A 24,737-nucleotide genomic window follows, 5' to 3' on the forward strand; every position below is an offset into this window, starting at 1 on the left:
TGAACGAATCCTCACACCCGGGCCGCCGCCCCGAGCGCGTCCAGCACCGGGCGGATCAGGGGATGCCCCTCGGCTCCCCTTCGCACCGCGGCGAAGACCCGCCGGGTGGGCGCCGTGCCGTCGACGGGGCGGACGACCACCCCGGCGAGGTCCATGCCGCGCAGCGCCGAGCGCGGCACGAGGGCGACGCCCGCGTCGGCCAAGGCGAGGGCGACGACCGCGCGGAAGTCGTCCGAGGAGTGCTCCATGCGGGGCTGGAAGCCGGCGTTCTCGCAGGCCAGGACCACCACGTCGTGGCAGGGGTTGCCGGGGTACGGGCCGATCCACGCGTCCTTGGCCAGTTCGGCGAGCGGGATCTCCGCCGCCCCGGCCAGGCGGTGAGCGACCGGGACGACCGCGTCGAAGGGCTCGGAGTACAGCGGTACGTGGGTCAGCCGCGGGTCGTCGGCGGCCGGGGCGCCCCGGTACTCGACGGCGACGGCGACGTCGACCTGCCGGTCCAGCACCATCGGCAGACTGGCGTCGCCCTCGGCGTCCTGGACGCGGATGCGGATCCCGGGCGCCGACTCGGTGAGGCGGGCCACGGCGGGTGCGACGACCAGCGCGATGCCGGTCGCGAAGGAGGCGACCGTGACGGTGCCGGCCGCGCCCGAGCTGTAGGCGGCCAACTCGGCCTCGGCCCGCTCCAGCTGGGCGAGGACCGCGTTGGTGTGGCTGAGCAGGATCTCGCCGGCGGGGGTGAGGCGTACGCCCTTGGCGCCGCGCTCGACGAGCCGGTGCCCGGTCTCCTGCTCCAGCGCGGCGAGCTGCTGGGACACGGCCGACGGGGTGAGGTACAGCGCGGCGGCAGCCGCCGTCACCGTACGGTGGTCGGCCACCGCACGGAGGATGTGGAGCCGCCGCGCTTCGATCATGCGATCGATTCTCTCAGGTCAGCGACGGTTCTCAGCCATCCAGCTCCGCCCGGGCCGCCACGAAGGCGTCGACCGCGCGGTTGACGTCCTCGGCCGAGTGCGCGGCCGACAGCTGGACGCGGATCCGGGCCCGGCCCTGCGGCACCACCGGGTACGAGAAGCCGATCACGTACACGCCGCGCTCCAGCAGCAGCTCCGCCATGCGCCCGGCGACCGCCGCGTCCCCGATCATCACGGGGGCGATGGGGTGGTCACCGGGGAGGACGTCGAAGCCCTCCCCGGTCATCCGGCCGCGGAACAGGGCCGTGTTCCCGGCGAGCCGGACGCGCAGGTCGTCCGCCGACTCCAGCAGGTCGAGCACCTTCAGGGAGGCCGCCGCGATCACCGGGGCGAGCGTGTTCGAGAAGAGGTACGGCCGGGAACGCTGGCGCAGCAGCGCGACGATCTCGGCGCGGGCGGCGACATAGCCGCCCGAGGCGCCGCCGAGTGCCTTGCCGAGCGTGCCGGTGATGATGTCGACGCGGTCCATGACGCCGTGCAGCTCGGGCGTGCCGCGGCCGCCGGGGCCGACGAAGCCGACGGCGTGCGAGTCGTCGACCATGACCATCGCGTCGTAGCGGTCGGCGAGGTCGCAGATGTCGCGCAGCGGCGCCACATAGCCGTCCATGGAGAAGACGCCGTCGGTGACGATCAGGCGGCGGCGCGCGTCGGAGGCCTCCTTCAGGCGGGCCTCCAGCTCGGCGAGGTCGCGGTTGGCGTAGCGCAGGCGGCGGGCCTTGGACAGCCGGATGCCGTCGATGATCGACGCGTGGTTGAGGGCGTCGGAGATGACCGCGTCCTCGGGGCCGAGCAGCGTCTCGAACACGCCGCCGTTGGCGTCGAAGCAGGAGGAGTACAGGATCGTGTCCTCCTGGCCGAGGAACGCCGACAGCCGGGCCTCCAGCTCCTTGTGCACCTCCTGCGTGCCGCAGATGAAGCGGACGGAGGCCATGCCGTAGCCCCAGCGGTCCAGGGCCTCGTGGGCGGCGGCGACGACCTCGGGGTGGTCGGCGAGGCCGAGGTAGTTGTTGGCGCAGAAGTTGAGGACCTCGCCCGGTCGGCCACCCGCGGTGACGCTGACGGTGGCGGACTGCGGGCTGCCGATCACGCGCTCGGGCTTGTGCAGGCCGGCGGCGCGGATCTCGTCGAGGGTGGCGCGCAGGTCGTCGCGCACGGAGTCGAACATGAGAGGGCTCCTGAGATGCTTGCGGGGAAAGGGAGTTACGCGGTCCAGTCGAGGATGACCTTGCCGCCGCGGCCGCTCGCCGCGTCGGCGAACGCCGCCTCGAAGTCGCGGTAGCCGTACCGGCCGGTGATCACGGGCGCGAGGTCGAGGCCGCCTTCCAGCAGCACGGACATCGCGTACCAGGTCTCGAACATCTCGCGGCCGTAGATGCCCTTGATCGTGATCATCGAGGTGACGATCCGGGCCCAGTCGACGGGGAACTCCCGCGCGGGCAGGCCGAGCATCGCGATCCGGCCGCCGTGCGTCATGTTGGCGATCATGTCCCGCATGGCCTCGGGGCGGCCGGACATCTCCAGGCCGATGTCGAAACCCTCACGCAGGCCGAGCGTGCGCTGCCCGTCGGCGATGGTGGCTCCCGCGACATCGAGCGCGAGGCTGACCCCGACCTTGCGGGCCAGGTCCAGCCGCTCCTCGCTGACGTCGGTGATCATGATGTTGCGGGCGCCCGCGTGCCGGGCCACGGCGGCGGCCATCAGCCCGATCGGGCCCGCTCCGGTGATCAGCACGTCCTCGCCGACGAGCGGGAACGACAGCGCGGTGTGCACGGCGTTGCCGAACGGATCGAAGATCGCGGCCACGTCGAGGTCGACGGGCACCCGGTGCACCCAGACGTTGGCGGCGGGCAGGGCGACGTACTCGGCGAACGCCCCGTCCCGGCCCACCCCCAGCCCTATGGTGGCCCGGCACAGGTGACGGCGGCCGGCCTGGCAGTTGCGGCACTTGCCGCACACCAGGTGGCCCTCGCCGCTCACCCGGTCGCCCACGGCGATGTCGGTGACGTCCCGCCCGGTCTCGACGACCTCGCCGACGAACTCGTGCCCGACCACGAGCGGAGTGCGGATCGCCTGCCGCGCCCAGCCGTCCCAGGCCCTGATGTGCAGGTCGGTGCCGCAGATACCGGTGCGCAGCACCTTGATCAGTACATCGCCCGGTCCGACGGCGGGCTCCGGGACGTCCGCGAGCCACAGCCCGGGCTCCGCCTTCTGCTTGACCAGCGCCTTCACCGCTACGGCTCCTGGGGGTGAGTCCCGGCTCCGGGCATACCGAAGGAGCCCCTGGGCCGGGAGAGGAGTGGGAACGCCCAGCAATCTGCCGTACGCCGGCCGTACCGGTCCATCGAGGTTTTCTTAAGCGCCGCCTCAGCTTTCCTTCACGCCCCCCGCGTACGCTGCGAAAACGCGGGGCGCGTCAGTAGGGCAGCGTGCCGTCCCGGCCCTCCAGCTGTGTGACGAGCTGCGCGGCGTGTTCCTTGATGGCCGCCAGGCCCGGCTTCCCCCACGGCCGGGGCCCGACGTCGGCGACGCTGACCGTGCCCAGCACCAGGCCCGTACCGTCGATGAGCGGTGCTCCCAGATAGGAGCGGATACCGAACTCGTCGACCACCGGGTTGCCCGCGAACCGCGGATAGTCGTGGACGTCCTCCAGGACCAGGGCCTTGCGTCGCACCACCACATGGGGGCAGAAGCCATGGTCGCGGGGCAGGGTACGGCCCATCCGGGGACTGGTGCCGTCGCTCCGCACCACCGGCGCGACGGCCGGAACGTACAGGCCCGCATAGAACTGGCCCCGCTCGTCCGGGAAGTTGACCATGGCGTACGGCGCACCGGTGAGCTCGGCGAGGCGGTGCGCGAAGGCGTCGAGTGCGGGTTCGGGATGCTCCCCCAGGCCCAGCAGGCGCAGTCGGCCGACGCGGGCGGGGGCCTCCTTGTCCTCGGGTGTGAGCAGCAGACGACCGGCCGGGCGCGGCGGGTCGTAGCTCATGGGCGTCCTCCCGGACTGTGGGCATGCGTCATATACGGGCTCCCTGGCGGGTGGTGGGGGGTCACATGTGCGGATCACATGTGCGGATCGCTTGTGGCGTTCACATGTGGGCTCCGTACCCGGTCGCGTGGGCGGGCGCATGGGCGATGAGGTGGCGCACGAGAGTCACCAGGGTCTGGACCCCGGAGCTGGAGATCCGGGCGTCACAGCACACGACGGGGATCTCCTCGGACAGGTCGAGGGCCGCGCGCACCTCCTCCGGGTCGTAACGGTGGGCGCCGTCGAACTCGTTGACGGCGACGATGAAGCCGAGGCCGCGTTGTTCGAAGAAGTCGACGGCCGCGAAACACTCCTGGAGGCGGCGGGTGTCGGCAAGGATGACCGCCCCGAGGGCGCCCTCGCACAACTCGTCCCACATGAACCAGAACCGCTCCTGTCCGGGGGTGCCGAACAGGTACAGCACATGTTTCGGGTCGAGTGTGATGCGGCCGAAGTCCATGGCCACGGTCGTCTCGACCTTGTTCTCGATGCCGTCGAGGTTGTCGGTCGCGGCGCTGACGGTGGTGAGCAGTTCCTCCGTGCTGAGCGGGGCGATCTCGCTGACCGCGCCGACGAAGGTCGTCTTGCCCACGCCGAACCCGCCCGCCACCAGGATTTTCAGCGCGGTGGGGAACGGGTCGGCGCCGTGGGCCGGTCCGTCGGTGTAGTCAGAGCTGTCGTCGTAGTCCATCGAGCACTGCCTCCAGAAGGGCCCGGTCCGTCGGGTTGTGGTGGAACGCGGGGGGCTTGGTGGTCAGCGCCCCGCAGTCGACGAGGTCCGCCAGCAGCACCTTGGTGACGGCCACCGGCAGCTTCAGATGGGCGGCGACCTCCGCGACGGCGACGGGCACTCTGCATCGCTCGAGTGCCTGCGCGTGCTCGGGGCCGAGGTAGCCGAGGGGGGTCGCCCCAGTGGCCATCACCTGCGACATCAGGTCGAGCACGACGGTGGGACGGGTGCGGCCGTTGCTGACCGTGAACGGGCGCACCAGCCGCCCGGCCGCGTCGTCGAGCCAGGGCCCGTCACCGGCCGCCGCCACCCTCAAGGCCTCATCGCCGGGGATTCGACGGACTGCTGGCGGGGAGCGGTGACCAGGTACGGGCGGACGCTCTTGACCAGCATCGCCATCTCGTAGCCGAGGACGGCCGCGTCGGCCTCGCGGCCGGCGAGGACGGCCAGGCAGGTGCCGGAGCCGGCGGTGGTGACGAACAGCAGGGTCGAGGCGAGTTCGACCACGACCTGCCGGACGTCGCCGCCGTCGCCGAAGCGGACGCCGGCGCTGCGGCCGAGGGAGTACAGACCGGAGGCCAGGGCGGCCATGTGGTCGGCGCTGTCCGGGTCGAGGCCGTGCACGGACTTCACGAGCCCGTCGCAGGACAGGAGCACCGCGGCGCTCGTGTGCGGTACGCGCTGCACGAGGCCGCTCATCAGCCAGTCGAGATCGGATACATGGGCGGTCGGCGCATCGCTCGCCATGGTGGATCGACTCCTTGGGGTACGAAGGTCTGCGGGAGCGCTGGGGGTGGATGTGGAACCAGGGGTGGAAACGGGGGTGGTCATCCGGCGGGTGCGCTCCCGTCGTGCCGGGTGGTGGTGTGGTCGGGGCGGGACGCGGTCGCACCGTCCCGTGCGCCGCGCGCCTCGGTTATGCGGGCCGCGTCCAGGGTGGGGAGGGACTCGGTGTGCACCGGCTCCAAGGGGATCGGGTGAAGCGGGGTCGACGGCTCCCTGTGCGTCGACTGGTCCGTGTCGCCCCACTCCATGGTCCCGGCCTCCATGTGCTGTTGGGCCTCGGCAAGGCTGATGCCGCGCTGGAAGGCCGCCATCAGGCCGGGATCGTGGCCGACGAGGAGCTCGGGGTCCTGGCGCGGCGTGGGACCGTCGCGCAGCTGCGGGACGATGTGTTCCTGGGCACGGCGGCGGGGCAGTTGGGGCTTGCCCATGGTGCCGCGGACCATGCCGTTGCCCGGGGTGGGCGGCGTGGTGACGTTCTCGGCGAGGACGCGCCGGTCGTCGGGGCTGATCCCGGGCCTCGCCTCGGCCGGGTTGGGCCGCTCCCGATGGGTCCCGCGCACGGGCAGGGGCGCGGGACGGCCGCTCTGCGGGCTTGTGCAGGAGGCCCGTTCGGCCTCCTGCTGGTGTGCCCGGGACGCGACGACGGTCTGCGGAACCGAGGGCAACGTCGGGGAGGCGGCGCCCGACCCGGACGAGGACCCGTACACCGGCGAGACCCCTGACACGGCTCCCTCGGCCCCCTCGGCTCGGGAACCGTGCCGCCCGGCCTGTCCCTGCTGCCGGGTCTGCCGGAGCGGTACGGCCGGACGATCCGTACCGCCCGCCCCGCCCTCGGACCGCCCCGTGCCCCCGGGCGCGCCCGCCTCCGCTCCCAGCAGCGCCTGCGGCACGACGAGCACCGCCTGCACTCCGCCGTAGATGTTGCTCTGGAGGCGGACGGTGATGCCGTGCCGCCGGGCCAGCTGCGAGACGACGAACAACCCGATGCGGCCGTCCGCGAGGAGCCGCGCGACGTTCACCTGGTCCGGGTCGGCGAGCAGGGCGTTCATCCGCGTCTGCTCCTCCAGGGGCATGCCCAGTCCCCGGTCCTCGACCTCGACGGCGAGCCCGGAGGTGACGAGGCCCGCGCGCAGCAGCACCTGGGTGTGCGGGGCGGAGAACACCGTGGCGTTCTCGACGAGTTCGGCCAGCAGGTGGATGACGTCGGCCACGGCGTGTCCGCGCAGGGTGCCGTCGATCGGCGGCACGAGCTTGACCCGCGAGTACTGCTCCACCTCGGCGATGGCGGAGCGCAGCACCTCGGTCATGGAGACCGGGTTGCTCCACTGACGGCGGGAGACGGCCCCGCCGAGCACGGCGAGGTTCTCGGCGTGGCGGCGGATGCGGGTGGCGAGGTGGTCGACGTGGAAGAGCCCCTTGAGCAGGTCGGGGTCCTCCATCTCGTTCTCCAGCTCGTCGAGGATGGAGATCTCGCGGTGCACCAGCGACTGCAGACGCCGGGCGAGGTTGACGAACACCTCGAGCTTCTGCTCGCTGCCGGCCTGGCTGGAGAGCTGCGAGGCCTGGACGACGGCGGTGACCGCGCCGTCGTGGGCGCGGGTGAGGTCGGCGGTGAGGAGTTCGAAGTCGTCGGCGCCTTCGGCGGGGCCGCCGCGTGGACTGCTCTGCGGGCCGGGCTGCGGCGGTCCGTCGCCGCGGCGCAGCGCCTCGACCAGGGTGCGCAGGTCGGCCTCGCGCCGCGCGGTGGTGCGGCGCAGGACGCCGATGCGGTCGTGCACGGACCGGGCGGCCCGGTCGGCGGCCACCGCGGCGACGACGATGCCGACGAGCGTCACCGAGACCGCCCCGGCGAGCACGGCCCACAGCGTCGGCCCCGGCCGCGCCCCGGTGGACCGGACGGTGAAGAGGACGGCGGCACAGCCGCTGAGGGCGACGGCGACGGGCGGCAGCACGGCGAGACGCAGCAGCTGGGGCCGTATATGGGTCTCGTGCGGCGCGGGCGCGGTGCGGGCGGCAGGCCGCCCGTGCCGCCCGCCCTCACGGCGGTCTGCGCGTGCGCCCGGGGCGCGGAGGTGAGACATCGGTGTCCTCGTACTGGTCCGTCGGTCCTGGGTGCCAGGGGGGCTTGCGGTGGTACGACCGGGCTCACGCGGCCGCGTCGGCGCACTCTGGGCCATCCGGCCGGATTCGCCCTCGTCGGTCGTGCGCGGGCAGCGGGGATCCCCTTCGCGTCGACTGCGTCGTCCGCCTTGCGCCTGCACGTGCCGGCCCCCGCTCCCTGATCCGCCCTGTTCCCGACGGCCACTGACAGTAGTCGCCAGCGCATCATGTGCGGTGGGCAGTTGACAAACTCATACGGTGAGCGTCCCGCTCTGGTATGAGGTCTCGTACGACAGACCGATAAACCCCCGGCACACGTCTTACGAGAAGAGAAAGAGTTCGATCCGACCTGGTCAGAAGTGGTCATGGGAAGACGGCGAGGGCCGGGGGGCTTCGTCCCCCCGGCCCTCGCCGCTGCCTTTCACCCGTCGGCCGTCCGGCCGCGGTCAGCCCGCCGACAGCGTTTCGGCGTCCCCGGCACCCCGGGCCACCCCTCCCTGTTCGTCACTGACCGTGTCGGTCTGGGCCATGGCTCGCCGCATCCGACCGGCACCGGTCACCGGCCCGGCCACCGTCTCGGCCGCCGCCTCCCCCGCCGCCGGAGCCGACTTGAAGCCGGAGCCCGACCAGCCGGCCGCCACGACGGTGCGCGGAAGGCCGGGCACGGGTCCCAGAAGAGCCGCCGGAGCGACGAACAGATCGCGGCCGCGCACGCTGGTGAGCGCCCTCGCCGCGGTCAGGAACGGCAGCCGCGGACCCACCTGTTCCCTGAGCAGGCCGATCTGAGCTGACGTCAGGGGGGTGTCGGCGGTGGGCGGCACGTTCCACTCCTCGACCGGGAATCCGGCCAGCACCGCGTCCGGGCCGTCGGGCCGTGCCCACATTCCGGTGGTCAGGTCGACCAGCACGGGGAACGGTTCGCCCTCCGTGCCGGGCGGCCGCTCGAAGATCGCGTACTGGATCCGTTTGGTGCGGGCGGTGTGCCCGGCCGGCCAGTGCTCACCGAGCAGTTCCGGCGTGCCGCAGCCCGCCGCCAGCACCACCGACTCCGCGTGCAGCCGACCGTCCAGCACGACTCCGGAACCGGCGTCGGCCGCCAGCGTCCGCACCGTGTGGCCGTGCACGATGTGCGCCCCGGCACGGCGGGCCCGGTCCGTCATCGCGGCCAGCGTCACGGCCGCCACCGCGTACCCGCCGCCCGGCTCCCAAACCGCGCCCTCCAGGCCCTTGCCGTCGATCAGGGGCCAGCGGCGGGTGACGGCGTCGATGTCCAGGACCTCGGCGGCCAGGCCCGCGGCGACGAGTTCGGCCGCCCCTTCCGCCGCGGCGGTCCCGCCCCCGGGCCCGAACAGGACCAACGCGCCGGTCCTGCGGAAGCCATGAGCGGCCGCCCGCTCCTCGCTGCCCCACAGCAACTGGAAGGATCTGATCGCCCGGGCCCGCTCGGCGGCGTCGGCCTCGAAGGCCCGCGCCAGTGCCCCGGACACCGTGCTGGCGGCGTCTCCCGCGCCGTCCAGCAACACCACCGACCGCCCCCGCTCGGCGACTTCGGCCGCCGTCGCCAGGCCGACCACACCCGCGCCGACCACTGCCACGTCGAAGGGTCCCCGAGGTGAGGGCGGGGCGGCGACGGGCAGCACCTCCCAGCCGGCGCCGGGCGAGCCCTTCACCGGCTCGCCCCGCGCGTCCAGCGCCCAGGCCAGTTCGCCCCGCAGCGCCTTTGCCAGCCGCTCACCACGGAGCTCCGGATGCTTGCCGAGAGCTCCGGCCAGCGCCGCGCAGGCCGCCACGACCCGTGCCGCGGGTCCGCCGGTCAGCCGGGCCACCCGCACGCCCTCGGCGGCGGCCCCGGCGAGCTCGGCGAACTCGGGTATGTCGCAGTCGTCGGTCGCAACGACCCACTGCCCGGGAGCCGGCGGCGTCCGGCTCCGCAGCAGCGCGGCAGCCCCGTGGTGGACACCGCACAGCGCGACCGCCGTCCCCGGGGTCTGCGGCCACTGCGCGTGGACGCCCACGGACATCTCCGGTTCGGCGGCCTCCCGCAGGAGACCGGCGAGCCGCAGCCCGTAGCCGGTACCGTCGTGCACCACGTCCAGGTGCTCGTGCCCCTGCTCGCGGCAGGCCGCCACCACGGCCGCGGCCTGCCCGGCGTCGTCGGAGCACAGTCTGAGCGCGAGGCCGTCGGACCCGTCGAGCAGGCCGGGGGCCGTGGCGAGCGGCAGCAGCACCGGCAGCCGGTGCTCCCGGTAGACCGGCAGAGCGCCGCGGGCACCGAGACTGTTGAAGTGGCCGACCACCGCGGCGAACCCGCCGTCGGCGACGACCTCGCGCGCCCTGACGTCGCCCTGCTCCGCGTCACCCTGGTCGTCGAAGAACCGCCACTCGACCGGGGCCCGGCGCACCGCGTCGACAGCGCTGTTCAGGAGCTCGCCCCAGGCGGCCCGCGGCCCGCTGAAGGGCCCCACCACCGCCACCCGGGGGCGTCCCGTCGCTTCCGTTGCGCTCATCGGCCGTCAGCTCCCGAAGAGCGGGCCGTCCGGCAGCGTGAGCACCGTACCCGCCGGGGGCGGGGTCAGTGCCGCCGCGTCCACGCGCCGCGCGGGCTCCCGCCCCAGTGCCTCGCTCAGCCGGGCGGCGCCCACGGGGACGACCGGGGCCGCCCAGGCGGCCAGCGCCGATGCCACGGCGAGTTCGCCGCGGAGGGCCGCCCGGTACGCGTCGCGGCCCGCGGGGCGTTCCCGCTCGTGGCGGTGGACATGCCCGAAGTCGGCCCCGCAGGAGACGACTTCGTCGAGGAGGGCGACCGCGCGGCGGGTGTCGAAGCCCTCGACGGAGTACGCCTCGCGCAGCTCGCCGCTCAGACGGGTGAGTCGCGCCTTGAGCAACTCCCAGCCGTCTCCCGCCGGTTGCTGGCCCGGGACGACGCCGCCCGTCTCCGCGCGCACGGCCTCGACCAGGCGGTTCAGCCAGCCGTTCCACTCGGTGTCCAGGTGCTCGCGAGCCCGGGCGAGGTCGCCGTGGCTGAAGCTGGTCTGGCGGCCGTTGGGCCGGTCACGCAGCGCGTGGAAGCGCAGGGCGTCGGCGCCGCCCTCCTTCAGCGCCTCCAGCGCCCACACCGCGTGCCGGCGGCTCGTGGAGAACTTCTTTCCCTCCAGCCGGTAGAACTCGTTGACGACGAACGCCCTGGCCAGCGGCGTCTCCGGGTCCCAGGCCATGAAGAGCGCCGGGAAGAGGACGGCGTGGAAGTAGCCGTTGTCGAAGCCGAAGAACTGGACGGGACCGACGGTGGGCCGGGCGGAGTCGGGGTCGCACTGCAGGAGATAGCCCGGCGCCATCTCGAACCAGACGAAGATCCGCTGGTCCTCGAAGCCGGGCACGGTCACCGGGACACCCCAGTCGGAGGGGTGGCTGACGGCGATCTCCGGCATGCCGTCCCCGAGCATCCGCTCGCACAGACCGCGCAGGTGCGGCGGCATGAGCGTGTCCCGCCAGAAGCGGGCCAGGCGGTCGGCGAAGGGCGCCAGCGGCAGGTAGAGGCGGGTCTGGGGGCGCAGTTCGGCTGCCGCGCCGCACACGACGCAGTGCGGATCGACGAGGTCGCCGCAGTCGTTGGGCCGGCCGCACGGCTCGCAGGCATTGCCGTTGGAGCCGCTGCCGCAGTGCGGGCAGCCACCGGAGACGTACGCCTCGTAGAGCCAGCGGTCACAGGGCACGCAGTACGGGAGCGGGCGGGTACGGGGCACCAGGACGCCGTTGTCGTACAGCTTCTGGAAGAACGCCTGGACGAACTCGGCGTATCCCTGGTCGCGGCGCGGCGCGATCAGCCGGTCGAAGTCGGCTCCGGCGAGCTGCCAGCCGCGGGTGATGCGCTCGCCGTTGAGGTCCGCGACCTCCTCGCCGGTGTGTCCGTCGAGTTCCCCGCGCACGGCGACGTAGCTCTGGTGGTCGTCGAGGCCACTGGTCATCAGGACGCGCTCATCCTCGGCCAGTGTGAAGCGGCGCAGCACGTCGGCGGCGAGGTAGGGGCCGGCCAGGTGGCCCACGTGCAGTTCGCCGTTGGGCGTCGGCGGGGTCGCGGTGATCCAGGTCGTGGTCGACGCGCTCATGCCTCGTCCCCGCTCTTCGGCTCGTGCAGGGGCCAGTAGAAGGAGACCCAGCTGAGGCCGGTGTCACCGGAGTTGTGCACGGTGTGGGCCTGGTTGCGGGGAATGACCAGCACCGTGCCGGTGTCGATGGGGGCGCTCTCCTCGCCGACGTCGACGGTGCCACGGCCGCCTAAGGTGATCATCACCTCGTCCTGGTCGTGGCAGTCGGGTGCGGATCTGTCTCCCGCGGGCAGGAAGCAGGCCATGGCGCCGAAGGGCGGCTCCTCGTCCTGTCCGGCCCAGGGCACCAGGCGCTGGCAGGCCATGCCGAACTCCTGGGCCGCGTTCTCTTCGTGGATACGGAACGTCCTGATCATGTGCCTCTCGCTCTCTCAGCACGCGCTTGTGGGGCGTCCATCGGTCCTGGCCCGCTGTCAGTGCGACGAGACCGGGGCCACGTCCTGCCGTGCGACGGCCGGGTCGGCTGCGCGTCCGCGGTCGAGCACGGAGCCGAGGATCTCGCCGGCGCGTACGGCGGCGTTGGACAGCAGTGAGGAGGTGATGCCGTGGGAGTGCTCGGTGGCGCCGCAGAGGTACACGCCGGCCTGGACCTCCGCCGCGGTGGCGACCCGGTACTCGCGCTCGACGAGCAGCCTGCCCTCCGCGTCACGGCCCAGCAGGTCTCCGGCGGGTCCGAGCAGGTCCAGCGGGTCGGCGGCCCGGTAACCGGTGGCGCACACCAGCAGATCCGCCTCCAGGTCGGTGCTGTGGCCGGAGGCCAGGTGATGGACCGTCAGCTTGACGGAGTCGTCGGACTCCTGGACGTCGCGCAGCACCGAGACGTTGTGCAGGCTGAGGCGTTCGACGCCGACGATCTTGTCCTCGTAGATCCGGCGGTACATCTCCTCGATGAGGTCGACGTCCACGACGGAGTAGTTGGTGTTGGCGTGGTAGCCGAAGAGGGTGTCCTTCACCTGCGGCGGCGCTGCGTGGAAGTCGTCGACGGCCGAGGGGTCGAAGATCCTGTTGGCGAACGGGCTGTCGTCGGCCTGGCTGTAGCCGAACCGGGAGAAGACGGCGTGCACGTCGGCGGCCGGGTAGGAGCGGTGCAGGTGGTCGGCCACCTCGGCGGCGCTCTGCCCGGCGCCCAGGACGACGAACCGTCGAGGGGTGCGCCCCGACGCGTCGAGCCGCGCGAGGTCGTGCAGCGTGGTGGAGCTGTGCCGGATGTGCGCGGAGACCTCCAGCCCGCTGGGCATGCGGGGCACCAGGCCCGGGGCGAGGACCAGGTTGCGGGCCTTCCTGACGACCAGTTCGCCCTGGTCCGCGTCGCGGGCGACGACCTCGAAGTGGGTGACGACCCCGTCCTCGGCGACCGGCCGGGCGGAGACCATCTCGTGGCCGTAGCGGACCAGGTGGTCCAGTTGGCCCGCGCACCAGGAGAGGTAGTCGTGGAACTCGACCCGCGACGGATACAGGACCTTGTGGTTGATGAAGTCGACGAGCCGGTCCCGGGCGTGCAGGTAGGGCACGAAGCCGAACCGGCTGACGGGATTGCGCAGTGTGGCCAGGTCCTTGAGGAAGGCCACCTGCATGGTGGCGCCCTCGATGAGCATGCCGCCGTGCCAGTCGAACGCGGGTTTGCGTTCGAGGAACTCCGCGGTCAGCGGCGGTCCTTCGCCGGTCTCGTTGTGTTCGGTGACCACGATGGCGAGTGCCAGGTTGGCCGGGCCGAACCCCACGCCCAGTACGTCGACGACGGGGCTGTCCGTCCGCGACGGATCCATGTGTTTGCCTTTCAGTCGTGTGCCGGCCCCACCAGTTCGGAGCCCTCCGCGTCGAGCGCGGCCCGCTCCCTGGCGCGCGCGACCAGGATGGTGCGGTACTTGAGGATGATCACGACCCCGAAGAGGGCGTACAGCACCGCGATACCCCAGCGCGAGACGACCGCTCCGAGGGTCATGCACAGGGAGGCGATGAGCAGGGCGAGGCGGACGTTGAGGTTGAAGACCGCCATGTACTTGGTGCGCGACCGCTCGGGAACCAGGTCGGCGAGCATGGTCTGCTGCACGGGCACGTTGAGCAGTTCGCCGACGGTGAGGACGAGCATGGACAGCAGCAGTACCCAGCCGTTGCCGGACACGGCCATCACCATGTAGCCGGCGGTGAACAGGATCACGCCGGCGTACAGCCGCGGCCCGTCGCTCATCCGGCGCAGCAGCCGGTGGACGACCAGGGCGAGCAGGACCACCAGCAGCGTGTTCTCGGCGCGCAGGATGCCGAGGATCTCCACTCCGTCGACGGTGGCGTCCCAGGAGCCGAAGCCGAACAGCCGCTGCTCCTCGAAGGTCTCGCTGACCCGTACGTTGATGTAGTAGTTGATCTGCACTTCGATGGCCATCCGCAGGGTGGCCGCGATCAGCAGCGCCGAGAAGAGCCGGTCGGCGAGGACCGCGCGGTAGCCGGACGCGAAGCTGCGGACGTAGGCGCGCGCCGACTCGGTCTTCTCCGACGTCGCACCGGCCGGAGCCGTCTCGCTGATCCTGAAGAACGTGACCAGGAGGACGGCGAGCGATCCGACGGCGACGGCGACGAGCATCTGGGGGAAGTAATCCCCGTACAGGAAGCCGCCGATGAGCACGCCGCAGGCGAGGGCGAGGTTGATCGACCAGTAGTTGATCGTGTAGACGAACTGCCGTGACTCGGGGGTGCTGACGTCGACGATCATCGCGTCGTTCGCCGGCACCGCGAGATTGGAGGCGAGACTCCCGGCGAGGAAACCGGCGTAGATGACGCCGGCGTTCTCCCACCGGGGCATCGCGGCGACCGCCATCGTCGCGTACGCGACGACGACACCCGCCTCGCCCGCCAGCAGCAGCGGACGGCGGCCGTGGATGTCGGCCAGGTAGCCACCGATCAGCGATCCCGACACCTCGCACACCGCGATGGCCAGGACCATCGCACCCGCCACCGCGACACCGAACCGCTCGGCCAGGAACACGGTCATCAGGGGCATGACCATGACGTGGAGGAAGCGCTGCACGGATCCCACGACGATCCGCACGCGGAGGTTGGGGTGCAGAGACCGGAATTTCATGTCAGGAACGCACTCCGGTGTAGATGTCGTAGTACTCGCCCGCGACGGGCGTCTTGCGCACGTCGGTGAGGCCGCAGCCCTTGAGGATGTCGACGAGCTGGTCGTGGCGCAGGTAGCGGGAGCGCCGCTGGAACTCCCAGTCGGCACCGTCCAGCGTCAGACGGCTCGACCAGGTGCGGATCCCCGTGGACCGGTCGATCGAGATGGTCTCGGCGATGTCCACGGTGTGCTGCCCGATGAGCAGGGTGGGGTGGACGACCGACTGGTCCTCGCGCCGCTCCAGGTCCGCCGCACGCGTGATGTCGACGTAGAAGCGCCCGCCGGGACGCACGCAGGCCACCCACTGCCCGATGGCCTCGGCCATCGTGGCCTGGTCGGCCAGCCCTTCGTCGTCCCAGGCGCCGGCGTAGATGTAGTTGCCCCCGCCGCGGTTCATCACCACGTCGAAACCCTCGGCGTACCGGCGCGGGAGGTCCTCCCACAGCACGCGCTCGGGCCGGACGTCGAGGCCCTCGATGCCGGCGTTGCGCCGGAAGTGCGTCAGCATCAGTTCGCTGCCGTCGGTGCAGGTGACATCGTAGCCGCGGCGGATCAGCTCCAGGGCGGGAAAGCCGCTTCCGCAGGCGCAGTCGAGAATACGAAGGCCCTCCGCGGGACCCAGCCACTTGGCTATTCCGTCGGCCGTCTCCTCACGGTCGAACTCGAAGAGCATGCACAGTTCCCACAGGGTTCCGATATCCGGATCCCCGGCATCGAGGGCCGCTTCGATGCGCGCATCGGAAACCGACACGGCTTTACTGTTCGTCAGGGCTGATGCTTTTCCCACGCCCCGTACCTCCGCTGTCATGTGAAATTTGACTATGACCATTGCAGCACGTCGTGCACCCTGTCAAGCGACTTCTGAAATAGTCTCAGGCCACTCGATCGCGCTATAGAGCCGCGTTATGAGCTGATTAGGAGAAGGAATTGGACAGCCCCCGATGCGAAGCTGCACATTACTCCTCACAGGAAATTCGTCGGCACACCGGAGGAAGTCTTTGATGCGCGAAGAGCACACACGCGTGTTTCGCAGGCGGCGTTATCTCATGTGTCCGCCGACCCATTTCGACGTCACCTACTCGATCAATCCGTGGATGGACCTGAGCAAACCGGTCGACCAACGGCTGGCGGTCGCGCAGTGGGAGGAACTGCGCGATCTGTACGTGGCGCTCGGACACACCGTCGAGCTGATCGAGCCCCTGCCCGGTCTGCCGGACATGGTGTTCGCCGCGAACGGGGCCACCGTCGTGGACGGCCGGGTGCTGGCCGCCCGCTTCCGCAACGCGGAGCGCGCCGCCGAAGGGCCGGCCTACGCCGCGTGGTTCCGCGCAGGCGGCTTCCCCGAGGTGCGCGAGTCCGACCACGTGAACGAGGGTGAGGGCGACTACCTCGTCACCGGCCGCTGGCTGCTGGCCGGCAGCGGCTTCCGCTCGGACCCGGCGGGCCACTTGAAGGCCCAGGAGTTCTTCCAGCGCCCGGTCGTGAGCCTCACCCTGACCGATCCCCGCTACTACCACCTCGACACCGCTCTCGCCGTGCTCGACGACGACCAGATCATGTACAACCCCTCCGCGTTCTCGCCCGGCAGCCTCGCCGTGCTGCGCGACCTGTTCCCCGACGCGCTGATCGCCTCTGACGCCGATGCGGCGGTCTTCGGCCTCAACGCGGTCAGCGACGGGTACAACGTGGTCCTGGCCCAGGCCGCGACCGGACTGATCGAGCAGTTGCGCGCGCACGGTTTCCATCCCCTGGGCGTCGACCTGTCCGAGTTGCTGAAGGCCGGCGGCGGCGTCAAGTGCTGCACGCTGGAGATCCGCACGCCGCTCACCGCCGGGCCGCGGAGGGCCGCAGTTCCCGCATAGCCCGGGTGCGCGGGATCCGGGAAACCGTCAAACCGTCCGACGCCCGTCCGTGTCCGTCCTGCCTGGCGACGACGGTGTCCGCGGCGGAAGGAGGCACGGCCGGGCCGACGGCACCGTGCACGAACGACACGAAGGTGAGCAGCGCGGCATGGGTGTTGTCCTTGCGCCAGGCCAGTGCCATCGGCACGGCGACCGGCACCGTGAAGGGCTTGAACACCACGCCCGGCACGGCCAGCAGCGCCGCCGACGGCTCGGTGACCAGGGTGATGCCCGCGCCCTGCGCCACGGCCGCCAGCATGTGGGCCTCGTCGGGTTCCAGGCGGCTGATCTCCGGCGCGGCACCCTGTCCGTACACCGCGCCGAGCATGGACTCCCACAGGCCGCTGCGCTCACGCGGGAAGAACACCAGCGGCTCGCCGACGAGGTCCGCCGGTGCGACGCCCGGCCGGTCCGCGAGAGGGTGGCCGACCGGGACGGCGACGAGCACCCGGTCGTAGGCGATGACGGAGCACTGGAGGTCGTCGCCTTCGATCGGCGGCCGTACGAAGCCGACGTCGATCGTGCGCATCCGGATCCTCTCCACGTTCGCGTGGGTGTGCCCGGTGGCGGTCTCGACGGTCATGTGGGGGTACTGCTCACGGAACCGGCGGGTCAGTTCGGTCGGCAGTCCGATGCCGCCCGAGCGGGAGAAGGAGAGGGTGAGCCGCCCGTTGTGCCGGCCGGCCAGCACACTGGCGAAGCGATCGAACTCCTCCGCGTGGGCCAGCAGCTGGCGGGCCTTCGGCTCCAGCACCCGGCCCGCCGCCGTCAGCGCGACACTCTGCCGGTCGCGCTCGAACAGCGGCATGCCGAGCCGGCGCTCCAGCGCCTTGATGCCCTGGGAGAGCCCCGGCTGCGTCATGTGCAGACGCACCGCGGCCCGGCCGAAGCTCAACTCGTCGGCGACGGCGAGGAAGTAGCGCAGGGAGCGCAGGTCGCCGGCGGTGATGCCCTCGCCCTCGAAGACGGTCTGACCGTTCACGGCGCACGCTCCAGCAGCCCACGGGTACGCAGCACGTACCGCTCCAATGGTGCGAAGACGAGGAGGTCCACACTGATGCCCACGCACAGGATCAGCAGGATCGTCGCGAGGACTGCGGGCATGTCCTGCGCCACGCGCCCGTTCTCCAGCATCTGGCCCAGCCCGTACCCCATCTCCGGTGACCCCGCGATGAGTTCGGCGGCCATCAGGGACCGCCAGGAGAACGCCCAGCCCTGTTTCAGCCCGGCGAGGTAACCGGGCAGCGCGGCGGGCAGCAGGATGTGACGCACCGCCCGCACGCCCTGTGCGCCCAGCGTCCGCCCGGCCCGCAGGAACAGCGGCGGCACCTGGTCCAGGCCTGCCACCAGCCCGTTGGCGACGGACGGTACGGCACCCAGCAGCACGACCGCGTAGATGGCCGTGTCCGTCAGGCCGAACCAGATGACCGAGGCCGGGACCCAGGCCACCGAGGGCAGGGACTGCAGACCCGTCAGGATCGGCCCGATCGCGGTCCGGACGGGGCGCACACTCCACACGAACAGTCCGAGCGGCGTGCCGACCGCGACCGCCGCGAGGAAGCCGAGGGCTCCGTGGGAGACGCTCTGCCCGATCACGCCCAGCGTGGTGCCCAGGTACCACTGCTCCACCAGGGCGTCCCACACCGCGCGCGGGCCGGGCAGGACGTAGTCCGGCTTGACCCCCGACAGGTGGACCAGCTCCCAGACCGTCAGGATCAGCACGCAGGCCACCGCCGGAGGAGCCACACGCCCCAGCAGTACCCTGCCCAGCCTGGCGCCGTCCTTGTGCGTCGTGCGCTGCAGGGCGTCCAGCCCGGTGCTCAGCCCGGCCAGGTCGGCCGCCTCCGGGGGGCGTCTGATGTCAGCTTCCGGCATGACGGCTGATTTCCTTGCGTAACTCTTCGGTGATTTCCTTCGACTTCTCGGCCACTGCCTCGTCCTCCAGACGCCTCGGGTACGCCAGGTCGATGCGCCACTGGCGGGCGATGCGGCCGGGCCGGGAGGCCAGCAGCACCACCCGCCCGCCGAGCCGGACCGCCTCCCGTACGTTGTGGGTCACGAAGAGCACCGACAGGCTGCGGGCGCTGCCTGCGGGCTGGTTCCACTCGTGCCAGACCCGGATCAGCTCGTCGTGCAGCAGGTCGCGGGTGATCGCGTCCAGCGCCGCGAACGGCTCGTCCATCAAGAGCACTTGGGACGCCTGCGCCAGGGCGCGGGCGAGCGCGACGCGCTGGCGCATGCCGCCTGACAGCTCGTGCACCCGTGTGCCGTACGCGCCGTTCAGCCGGACGAGCCCCAGCAGGCGTTCGGCCTCGGGCCGGCGCTCACGCCGGGGAACTCCTCTGAGCCTGAGGGCCAGTTCGATGTTCTTCCCGGCGGTCAGCCACGGGAACAGCGCATGGTCCTGGAACATCAGCGCGGGGCGCGGGCCCACCGCCGAGACCGTCCCCGCGCTGGGCTCGTCGATCCCCGCGGCCAGGCCGAGCAGGGTGGACTTGCCGCAGCCGGAGGCGCCCAGGAGACACACGAACTCGCCGGGTGCGACGGTCAGGCTGATGTCGTCGAGCACGAGCTGGTCGCCGCCCGGGTGACCGAAGGACTTGGACACGCCCCGCAGTTCCAGCGCGGGCGGGACGGCCAAGGCCCGCACCGGGACCGCCTGCGGGGCCGGCGGCGCCTCGGCCGTCACGAGGGACTTTGCCGTTCGCGGGCTGTCGTACACCGGCCGGCTCACCGCCCTGTCTCGCAGCCGTCCGTGAACGCCGCTCCCGCCATGCCCGCCGTCAGGGTGGCCCCGTCGGCCGGGTCGATCAGCAGGAAGGATCCGGTGCGGCGCGAGTGCGCGTATCCGTCCATGGCGAGCGGCTCCGAGGTGTGCAGCACCACCGTCGCGATGTCGTTGGCCGTCAGGGACTCCGGCCGGGGACGGCGGGAGTGCCCGTGTGCCGTGTCGATCCGGTAGGGCAGGTCCTTGACGACCGCCTTGACGGTGCGCGTGGTGTGCTTGAGCAGCACGTGAGCCCCCGGGACCAGGGGCCGTTCGTGCAGGTGACAGACCGTCGCCTCGATGCGGCGGGTGGGTTCGGGGGCTGCCCCGCTCGGCACGACCAGGTCGCCGCGTGAGACGTCGAGGGCGTCGGCGAGCAGGACGGTCACGGACTCGGGGGCCGAGGCACTCGGGACGGGGACGCCCAGGGCGTCGATCGCCGCGATGGTCGTCATGTGGCCGGAGGGCAGCACGGTGACGGAGTCACCGACGTGGAAGCTGCCGGCGGCGATCTGGCCCGCGTATCCGCGGTAGTCGGGGTGCTCGGCGGTCTGCGGCCGGATCACGTACTGCACCGGGAAGCGCGCCGCGTGACCGGAGGGGTCGCGGCTGACCGGGACGCTCTCCAGGTGTTCGAGGACGGTGGGGCCGCCGTACCAGTCCATGTTCGCGGACGGCTCGACGACGTTGTCCCCGGCCAGCGCGGAGATCGGGATCGCGGTGATCTCCGGAACGCCCAGCTCGGTCGCGTAGGCCGTCAGCTCGACCGCGATCCGCGCGAACACCGACTCCTCGTATCCGACGAGGTCCATCTTGTTCACCGCGAGCACCACGTGCGGGACCCGCAGCAGAGCGGCGATGGCCACATGGCGGCGGGTCTGCTCCACCACACCTTTGCGGGCGTCGACGAGGACGAGGGTCAGTTCGGCGGTGGAGGTGCCGGTGACCATGTTCCTGGTGTACTGCTCGTGGCCCGGGGAGTCGGCCAGGATGTACCGGCGCCGCGGGGTGGCGAAGTAGCGGTACGCCACGTCGATGGTGATGCCCTGCTCGCGCTCGGCGCGCAGACCGTCGGTCAGCAGCGCGAGGTCCGGGGTGTCCCGGCCGCGGTTGCGGGACGCCTGCTCGACGGCCTCCAGCTGGTCGGCCAGCACGTTCTTGGAGTCGTACAGCAGCCGTCCGACCAGAGTGGACTTGCCGTCGTCGACGGAACCCGCGGTGGCGAAGCGCAGCAGGGTGGTGGTGCCCGCCGGCCCCTCGGTGGTCTGCTCGGTGGTCTTGCCCATGTCTAGAAGTACCCTTCGCGCTTGCGGTCTTCCATCGCCGCTTCGGAGAGCTTGTCGTCGGCGCGCGTGGCACCCCGCTCGGTCAGCCGGGTGGCGGCGATCTCGGTGATGACCTGCTCGACGGTCGCGGCGTCCGAGTCCACCGCGCCGGTGCAGGACATGTCCCCGACCGTCCGGTAGCGGACCAGGCGCTTCTCGACCGCTTCCGACGCGGCGGGTCCGCCCCACTCCCCTGCCGTCAGCCACATCCCGGAGCGCCGGAACACCTCCCGTTCGTGGGCGAAGTAGATCTCCGGCAGCTCGATCCGCTCGCGCTGGACGTACTGCCACACGTCCAGCTCGGTCCAGTTGGACAGCGGGAAGACCCGCACGTGCTCGCCGGGGGCGTGGCGGCCGTTGTAGAGCTGCCACAGCTCCGGGCGCTGGCGGCGCGGATCCCACTGCGAGAACTCGTCCCGCAGGGAGAACACCCGTTCCTTGGCACGCGCCTTCTCCTCGTCCCGGCGAGCGCCGCCGAACACCGCGTCGAAGCCGTGCCGGCGGATGGCCTCGGTCAGCGGAAGGGTCTGGAGCGGGTTGCGGGTGCCGTCCGGGCGTTCGCGCAGGACTCCGCGGTCGATGTAGTCCTGCACGTCGGCCACGAGCAGCCGCAGCCCGTACCGGGCCACCGTCCGGTCCCGGTAGGCCAGCACCTCCGGGAAGTTGTGCCCGGTGTCGACGTGCAGCAGCGGGAACGGGACCGGTGCCGGGGCGAACGCCTTCAGCGCCAGGTGCAGCATGACGATGGAATCCTTGCCGCCGGAGAACAGCAGCACCGGGTTCTCCAGCTCGCCCGCCACCTCGCGGAAGATGTGCACCGCCTCCGACTCCAGCGAGTCCAGGTGGCTCCAGCACCGCGTCACCTGCGTGTGTGACTGTGCTGCGGTCGCCCGCGTCACAACAACCCCCTCACGATCAGCAAAGCGTGGAGCATCACGGCGGACTCCCGCACGGTCTGGTTCTGGGTCTCGATGCGCAGGTCCGGGGACTCGGGCACCTCGTAGGGGTCGTCCACACCTGTCAGACCGGTCAGTTCGCCCGCGGCCTGCCTGGCGTACAGCCCCTTCACATCGCGTTTCGCGCACACCTCCACGGGCGTGGCGACGTGGACCTCCAGATAGGGGGTCCCGCTCTGTTCGTGGCGCTTGCGCACGGCGTCGCGGCTGGCCCGGTACGGGGCGATCACCGGCACCAGCGCGATGATCCGGTTCCGGGCGAGGATCTCGGCGACCAGCCCGATGCGCTGGACGTTCGTGTCGCGGTCCTCGCGGCTGAAGCCGAGGCCGGCCGAGAGGAACGAGCGGATCACGTCGCCGTCGAGCACCTCGACGCGGTGTCCGTCGCCGCGCAGCCGTTCGGCGAGTGCGGTGGCGATGGTGGTCTTGCCGGAGCTCGGCAGCCCGGTCAGCCAGACGGTACAGCCCTGCTGTAAGACGGCCGTCATACGCCCGCGCCCGCCTCGACGGCCGGCCAGTCGGGGCAGACCCGGGCGAACGCCGCGCGGAACGGCTCGTGCAGTTCAGGTGCGCAGACGGCCAGGTCGGGCAGCGTCGGATCGGCCCGGTTGTAGCGCGGCACGCTGCCGTCGAGCCGGAGAACGGTGCAGCCGTGGTGGGCGGCGACCGCCGCGGGGGCTGCCGAGTCCCACTCGTACTGGCCGCCGGCGTGCACGTACAGATCGGCCTCGCCGAGCACGACGGACGCCGTCTTGGCCCCGGCCGAGCCCTGGGGTACGACGTCCGCGCCCAGTTCCTCGGCCAGACGTGTGACGAACGCGGGCGGCCGGGTGCGGCTGACCAGCATCCGGGGCCGTCGCCGGACGGCCGCCCGGGGCGGCACCGGGTCGTCGGTGCACAGGACGGTGCCGCGGGCGGGCAGCGCGACGGCTCCCGCCCTCAGCTCGCCTTCCTCCCACAGGGCCACGTGCACGGCCCAGTCCTCGCGCGGGGGCGCGGCGAACTCACGGGTGCCGTCGAGCGGATCGACGATCCAGACGCGCCGGGCGGTCAGCCGGCCGAGGTCGTCGGCCGCCTCCTCCGACAGGACCGCGTCGTCGGGCCGGTGCCGCTTGAGCAGGCCGGCCAGGACGGACTGGGCACCGTGGTCTCCGGCGGCTCTCAGCTCGCGGGGATCGGTGCCCGGCGCGGCCGCGGCTCTGATCTCCATGAGCCGCGCGCCCGCTTCCTCGGCGCAGGCGCGCGCGAAGGCATGGTCGTCGTGCTCCTCACGCGTGTCGTGTGCGTCAGTGGTACTCATGTGTTCTCCCCGTGCTGGTGGTGCCCGGTCCCACAGAGCCCTGCGGTCCGAGAACTCGGTGGAGGAAGGTGCGGGTGCGCTCGTGGCGGGGATCGTCGATGACCTGCGACGGCAGGCCCTCCTCGACGATCACCCCGGCGTCCATGAAGACGACCCGGTCGGCCACGTCCCGGGCGAAGGCCATCTCGTGCGTGACGACGAGCATCGTCATGCCGTCCGTCCCGAGGTCGCGGATGACGGTGAGCACCTCGCCGACGAGCTCGGGGTCGAGGGCGGAGGTCGGCTCGTCGAAGAGCATCACGCTGGGGTTCATCGCCAAGGCGCGGGCTATGGCGACGCGTTGCTGCTGCCCGCCCGACAACTGCGCCGGGTAGGCGTCGGCCTTGTCCTCGACGCCGACGCGGGCCAGGCAGTCACGCGCCACGCGCTCCGCCTCGGCGCGGTCCCTCTTCAGTACGCGTCGCTGGGCGATGGTCACGTTGCCCAGCACCGTCAGGTGAGGGAACAGGTTGAACATCTGGAAGACCATGCCCATGCGCCGCCGGGCGGCGTCCAGGTCGGTGTCGGGGTGGTTGAGGCGGACCCCGTCGACCAGGACGACGCCCGAGGTGGGCTCCTCGAGCATGTTCACGCAGCGCAGCAGCGTGGACTTGCCGGACCCGGAGGGGCCGATGACGCACACGACCTCGCCCGCCGCGACGCTCAGGTCGACCCCCTTGAGGACGTCGAGCCCCCCGTACGACTTGTGCAGTCCCGCCACTTCGACGGCGGGTTGAGCCGTGACCATGCGTCAGCCCCTTTCGGAGCGGCGGCTCTCCAGCCGGCGCACCAGGATCCCGAGCGGGACGGTGATGAGGAGGTAGCCGAGGCCGGCCACCACGAGCGGGGTCGAGTCGGCCTGGTCGGCGGCCACATCGGAGCCGAACTTGGCGAGTTCGGTGGTGGCCGCCGTGACCCCCAGGACGAAGGCCAGCGAGGAGTCCTTGAAGAGCAGGACGAGCTCGTTGGTCAGCGGCGGCACGACGATGCGCAGGGCCTGCGGGACCACGATCGAGAACATGGCCCGGGTGTGGGACATGCCCAGGCAACGGGCGCTCTCCACCTGTCCCTTGGGCACGGCCTGGATGCCGGCCCGGAAGGTCTCGGCCATGTACGCCGCCGCGACCAGGCCCAGTGCCAGCGCCACCTGCCCGTAGATGCCTCCGGGCAGCGCGAATCCGGGGAAGGCGACCGGGATCCCGAAGCCGATGACCAGGAAGATCACCAGCGCCGGAAGTCCCCGGAAGATCTCGATGTAGAGCAGGGCGGTCCAGCGGTGCAACGGTACGGAGGACAGGCGCATCAGGGCCAGTACGAGCCCGAGCAGGAAGCCCAGGACGTAGCCGCCGAGTGTGTACAGGACGGTGTTGCGCAGCGCCACCGTGAGCAGGTCGGGGAAGGTCTCGCGGGCGACGCCCAGGTCCAGGAAGTGCTCCTGGACGGCGGCCCAGTCGACCTGGAGCGCCACGGCGGCGACGACGATGACGAACACCGCGTACTGCACGGTCAGACTGATGCGCTTGCGGCGGCGCGGACTGGAACCGGCCGTCGCGGGAGGCGGGGGAACGGGACCGAGGTTCAGGGGAGCTGCGGACGTCTTGGCCATGGCTCCC

General features: G+C 71.7%; 24 protein-coding genes. 1 reads left to right on the top strand and 23 read right to left on the bottom strand.

Annotated features, from left to right (window positions below; all coding sequences use genetic code 11):
- Positions 1 to 11: 11 nt before the first annotated feature.
- The 14 genes from ACFZDA_RS13150 to ACFZDA_RS13215 form a co-directional block, all read right to left on the bottom strand.
- The gene (locus ACFZDA_RS13150) at positions 12 to 914 is read right to left on the bottom strand and encodes a LysR substrate-binding domain-containing protein (RefSeq protein WP_391079308.1); all 903 of its coding nucleotides are present in this window, start codon (positions 912 to 914) and stop codon (positions 12 to 14) included.
- Between the two features lie 31 nt (positions 915 to 945).
- Positions 946 to 2,139, bottom strand: coding sequence for a glycine C-acetyltransferase (locus ACFZDA_RS13155; RefSeq protein WP_391079311.1), 1,194 nt, complete (start codon positions 2,137 to 2,139; stop codon positions 946 to 948).
- A gap of 35 nt (positions 2,140 to 2,174) precedes the next feature.
- Positions 2,175 to 3,203: an L-threonine 3-dehydrogenase gene (tdh, locus tag ACFZDA_RS13160; RefSeq protein WP_391079314.1), complete on the bottom strand. Its 1,029-nt coding sequence runs from the start codon at positions 3,201 to 3,203 to the stop codon at positions 2,175 to 2,177.
- Between the two features lie 184 nt (positions 3,204 to 3,387).
- A complete protein-coding gene (locus ACFZDA_RS13165; RefSeq protein ID WP_391079317.1) occupies positions 3,388 to 3,960 on the bottom strand; it encodes a GAF domain-containing protein in 573 nt (190 codons plus the stop codon).
- Between the two features lie 100 nt (positions 3,961 to 4,060).
- Positions 4,061 to 4,690: an ATP/GTP-binding protein gene (locus ACFZDA_RS13170; protein WP_391079320.1), complete on the bottom strand. Its 630-nt coding sequence runs from the start codon at positions 4,688 to 4,690 to the stop codon at positions 4,061 to 4,063.
- Positions 4,668 to 5,039, bottom strand: a complete 372-nt coding sequence (locus ACFZDA_RS13175) for a DUF742 domain-containing protein (protein WP_391079323.1) — start codon at positions 5,037 to 5,039, stop codon at positions 4,668 to 4,670. Before ACFZDA_RS13175 ends, ACFZDA_RS13170 begins: the two co-directional genes overlap by 23 nt.
- A 2-nt stretch (positions 5,040 to 5,041) precedes the next feature.
- The gene (locus ACFZDA_RS13180) at positions 5,042 to 5,476 is read right to left on the bottom strand and encodes a roadblock/LC7 domain-containing protein (protein ID WP_086564018.1); all 435 of its coding nucleotides are present in this window, start codon (positions 5,474 to 5,476) and stop codon (positions 5,042 to 5,044) included.
- Between the two features lie 80 nt (positions 5,477 to 5,556).
- Positions 5,557 to 7,596: an ATP-binding protein gene (locus ACFZDA_RS13185; protein WP_391079326.1), complete on the bottom strand. Its 2,040-nt coding sequence runs from the start codon at positions 7,594 to 7,596 to the stop codon at positions 5,557 to 5,559.
- Between the two features lie 465 nt (positions 7,597 to 8,061).
- Positions 8,062 to 10,122 carry an FAD-dependent oxidoreductase gene (locus ACFZDA_RS13190; protein WP_391079329.1) on the bottom strand — a complete coding sequence of 687 codons (2,061 nt, stop codon included), beginning with the start codon at positions 10,120 to 10,122 and terminating at the stop codon, positions 8,062 to 8,064.
- 6 nt (positions 10,123 to 10,128) lie between these two features.
- Entirely contained in the window at positions 10,129 to 11,721 is a 1,593-nt protein-coding gene (locus ACFZDA_RS13195) for a class I tRNA ligase family protein (protein ID WP_391079331.1), read from the bottom strand.
- Entirely contained in the window at positions 11,718 to 12,077 is a 360-nt protein-coding gene (locus tag ACFZDA_RS13200) for a cupin domain-containing protein (RefSeq protein WP_391079334.1), read from the bottom strand. Before ACFZDA_RS13200 ends, ACFZDA_RS13195 begins: the two co-directional genes overlap by 4 nt.
- 57 nt (positions 12,078 to 12,134) lie before the next feature.
- Positions 12,135 to 13,487 (bottom strand): SidA/IucD/PvdA family monooxygenase, encoded by a 1,353-nt coding sequence (locus ACFZDA_RS13205; RefSeq protein ID WP_391079338.1) that lies wholly within the window; start codon positions 13,485 to 13,487, stop codon positions 12,135 to 12,137.
- 11 nt (positions 13,488 to 13,498) lie between these two features.
- Positions 13,499 to 14,797, bottom strand: coding sequence for an MFS transporter (locus tag ACFZDA_RS13210; protein ID WP_391079341.1), 1,299 nt, complete (start codon positions 14,795 to 14,797; stop codon positions 13,499 to 13,501).
- 1 nt (position 14,798) lies between these two features.
- Positions 14,799 to 15,587 (bottom strand): methyltransferase domain-containing protein, encoded by a 789-nt coding sequence (locus tag ACFZDA_RS13215; RefSeq protein WP_391079344.1) that lies wholly within the window; start codon positions 15,585 to 15,587, stop codon positions 14,799 to 14,801.
- Between the two features lie 250 nt (positions 15,588 to 15,837).
- On the opposite strand from ACFZDA_RS13215, the gene ddaH reads away from it, so the two are divergent.
- Positions 15,838 to 16,698 carry a dimethylargininase gene (gene ddaH, locus ACFZDA_RS13220; RefSeq protein WP_391079347.1) on the top strand — a complete coding sequence of 287 codons (861 nt, stop codon included), beginning with the start codon at positions 15,838 to 15,840 and terminating at the stop codon, positions 16,696 to 16,698.
- On the opposite strand, the gene ACFZDA_RS13225 is transcribed toward ddaH, so the two are convergent.
- The 9 genes from ACFZDA_RS13225 to ACFZDA_RS13265 form a co-directional block, all read right to left on the bottom strand.
- Positions 16,661 to 17,719 (bottom strand): LysR substrate-binding domain-containing protein, encoded by a 1,059-nt coding sequence (locus ACFZDA_RS13225; RefSeq protein ID WP_391079350.1) that lies wholly within the window; start codon positions 17,717 to 17,719, stop codon positions 16,661 to 16,663. The genes ddaH and ACFZDA_RS13225 overlap by 38 nt on opposite strands.
- Positions 17,716 to 18,612, bottom strand: coding sequence for an ABC transporter permease subunit (locus ACFZDA_RS13230; RefSeq protein WP_391079353.1), 897 nt, complete (start codon positions 18,610 to 18,612; stop codon positions 17,716 to 17,718). The genes ACFZDA_RS13225 and ACFZDA_RS13230 overlap by 4 nt, the downstream gene beginning before the upstream one ends.
- Positions 18,599 to 19,387 (bottom strand): ATP-binding cassette domain-containing protein, encoded by a 789-nt coding sequence (locus ACFZDA_RS13235; protein ID WP_391080131.1) that lies wholly within the window; start codon positions 19,385 to 19,387, stop codon positions 18,599 to 18,601. Before ACFZDA_RS13235 ends, ACFZDA_RS13230 begins: the two co-directional genes overlap by 14 nt.
- Before the next feature lie 80 nt (positions 19,388 to 19,467).
- The gene (locus ACFZDA_RS13240) at positions 19,468 to 20,790 is read right to left on the bottom strand and encodes a GTP-binding protein (protein WP_391079356.1); all 1,323 of its coding nucleotides are present in this window, start codon (positions 20,788 to 20,790) and stop codon (positions 19,468 to 19,470) included.
- 2 nt (positions 20,791 to 20,792) lie between these two features.
- Positions 20,793 to 21,728, bottom strand: coding sequence for a sulfate adenylyltransferase subunit CysD (cysD, locus tag ACFZDA_RS13245; protein WP_391079359.1), 936 nt, complete (start codon positions 21,726 to 21,728; stop codon positions 20,793 to 20,795).
- On the bottom strand, positions 21,725 to 22,273 hold the full coding sequence (gene cysC / locus ACFZDA_RS13250; RefSeq protein WP_391079361.1) for an adenylyl-sulfate kinase: 549 nt from the start codon (positions 22,271 to 22,273) through the stop codon (positions 21,725 to 21,727). Before cysC ends, cysD begins: the two co-directional genes overlap by 4 nt.
- A complete protein-coding gene (locus tag ACFZDA_RS13255) occupies positions 22,270 to 23,085 on the bottom strand; it encodes an inositol monophosphatase family protein (protein ID WP_391079364.1) in 816 nt (271 codons plus the stop codon). Before ACFZDA_RS13255 ends, cysC begins: the two co-directional genes overlap by 4 nt.
- Positions 23,072 to 23,872 (bottom strand): ATP-binding cassette domain-containing protein, encoded by an 801-nt coding sequence (locus tag ACFZDA_RS13260; protein WP_391079367.1) that lies wholly within the window; start codon positions 23,870 to 23,872, stop codon positions 23,072 to 23,074. The genes ACFZDA_RS13255 and ACFZDA_RS13260 overlap by 14 nt, the downstream gene beginning before the upstream one ends.
- A 3-nt stretch (positions 23,873 to 23,875) precedes the next feature.
- A complete protein-coding gene (locus ACFZDA_RS13265) occupies positions 23,876 to 24,730 on the bottom strand; it encodes an ABC transporter permease subunit (protein ID WP_391079370.1) in 855 nt (284 codons plus the stop codon).
- Between the last annotated feature and the right edge of the window lie 7 nt (positions 24,731 to 24,737).

The organism is Streptomyces sp. NPDC007991 (assembly GCF_042958445.1).
In the GTDB taxonomy this organism is placed as follows: domain Bacteria; phylum Actinomycetota; class Actinomycetes; order Streptomycetales; family Streptomycetaceae; genus Streptomyces.

Coding starts and splice junctions, on each gene's coding strand:
- ACFZDA_RS13195 (WP_391079331.1), bottom strand. CDS start 11,721: ATGAGCGCGTCGACCACGACCTGGATCACCGCGACCCCGCCGACGCCC.
- ACFZDA_RS13165 (WP_391079317.1), bottom strand. CDS start 3,960: ATGAGCTACGACCCGCCGCGCCCGGCCGGTCGTCTGCTGCTCACACCC.
- ACFZDA_RS13170 (WP_391079320.1), bottom strand. CDS start 4,690: ATGGACTACGACGACAGCTCTGACTACACCGACGGACCGGCCCACGGC.
- ACFZDA_RS13150 (WP_391079308.1), bottom strand. CDS start 914: ATGATCGAAGCGCGGCGGCTCCACATCCTCCGTGCGGTGGCCGACCAC.
- ACFZDA_RS13210 (WP_391079341.1), bottom strand. CDS start 14,797: ATGAAATTCCGGTCTCTGCACCCCAACCTCCGCGTGCGGATCGTCGTG.
- ACFZDA_RS13240 (WP_391079356.1), bottom strand. CDS start 20,790: ATGGGCAAGACCACCGAGCAGACCACCGAGGGGCCGGCGGGCACCACC.
- ddaH (WP_391079347.1), top strand. CDS start 15,838: ATGCGCGAAGAGCACACACGCGTGTTTCGCAGGCGGCGTTATCTCATG.
- ACFZDA_RS13185 (WP_391079326.1), bottom strand. CDS start 7,596: ATGTCTCACCTCCGCGCCCCGGGCGCACGCGCAGACCGCCGTGAGGGC.
- ACFZDA_RS13265 (WP_391079370.1), bottom strand. CDS start 24,730: ATGGCCAAGACGTCCGCAGCTCCCCTGAACCTCGGTCCCGTTCCCCCG.
- ACFZDA_RS13200 (WP_391079334.1), bottom strand. CDS start 12,077: ATGATCAGGACGTTCCGTATCCACGAAGAGAACGCGGCCCAGGAGTTC.
- ACFZDA_RS13260 (WP_391079367.1), bottom strand. CDS start 23,872: ATGGTCACGGCTCAACCCGCCGTCGAAGTGGCGGGACTGCACAAGTCG.
- ACFZDA_RS13255 (WP_391079364.1), bottom strand. CDS start 23,085: ATGAGTACCACTGACGCACACGACACGCGTGAGGAGCACGACGACCAT.
- ACFZDA_RS13205 (WP_391079338.1), bottom strand. CDS start 13,487: ATGGATCCGTCGCGGACGGACAGCCCCGTCGTCGACGTACTGGGCGTG.
- cysC (WP_391079361.1), bottom strand. CDS start 22,273: ATGACGGCCGTCTTACAGCAGGGCTGTACCGTCTGGCTGACCGGGCTG.
- ACFZDA_RS13230 (WP_391079353.1), bottom strand. CDS start 18,612: ATGCCGGAAGCTGACATCAGACGCCCCCCGGAGGCGGCCGACCTGGCC.
- ACFZDA_RS13190 (WP_391079329.1), bottom strand. CDS start 10,122: ATGAGCGCAACGGAAGCGACGGGACGCCCCCGGGTGGCGGTGGTGGGG.
- ACFZDA_RS13180 (WP_086564018.1), bottom strand. CDS start 5,476: ATGGCGAGCGATGCGCCGACCGCCCATGTATCCGATCTCGACTGGCTG.
- ACFZDA_RS13155 (WP_391079311.1), bottom strand. CDS start 2,139: ATGTTCGACTCCGTGCGCGACGACCTGCGCGCCACCCTCGACGAGATC.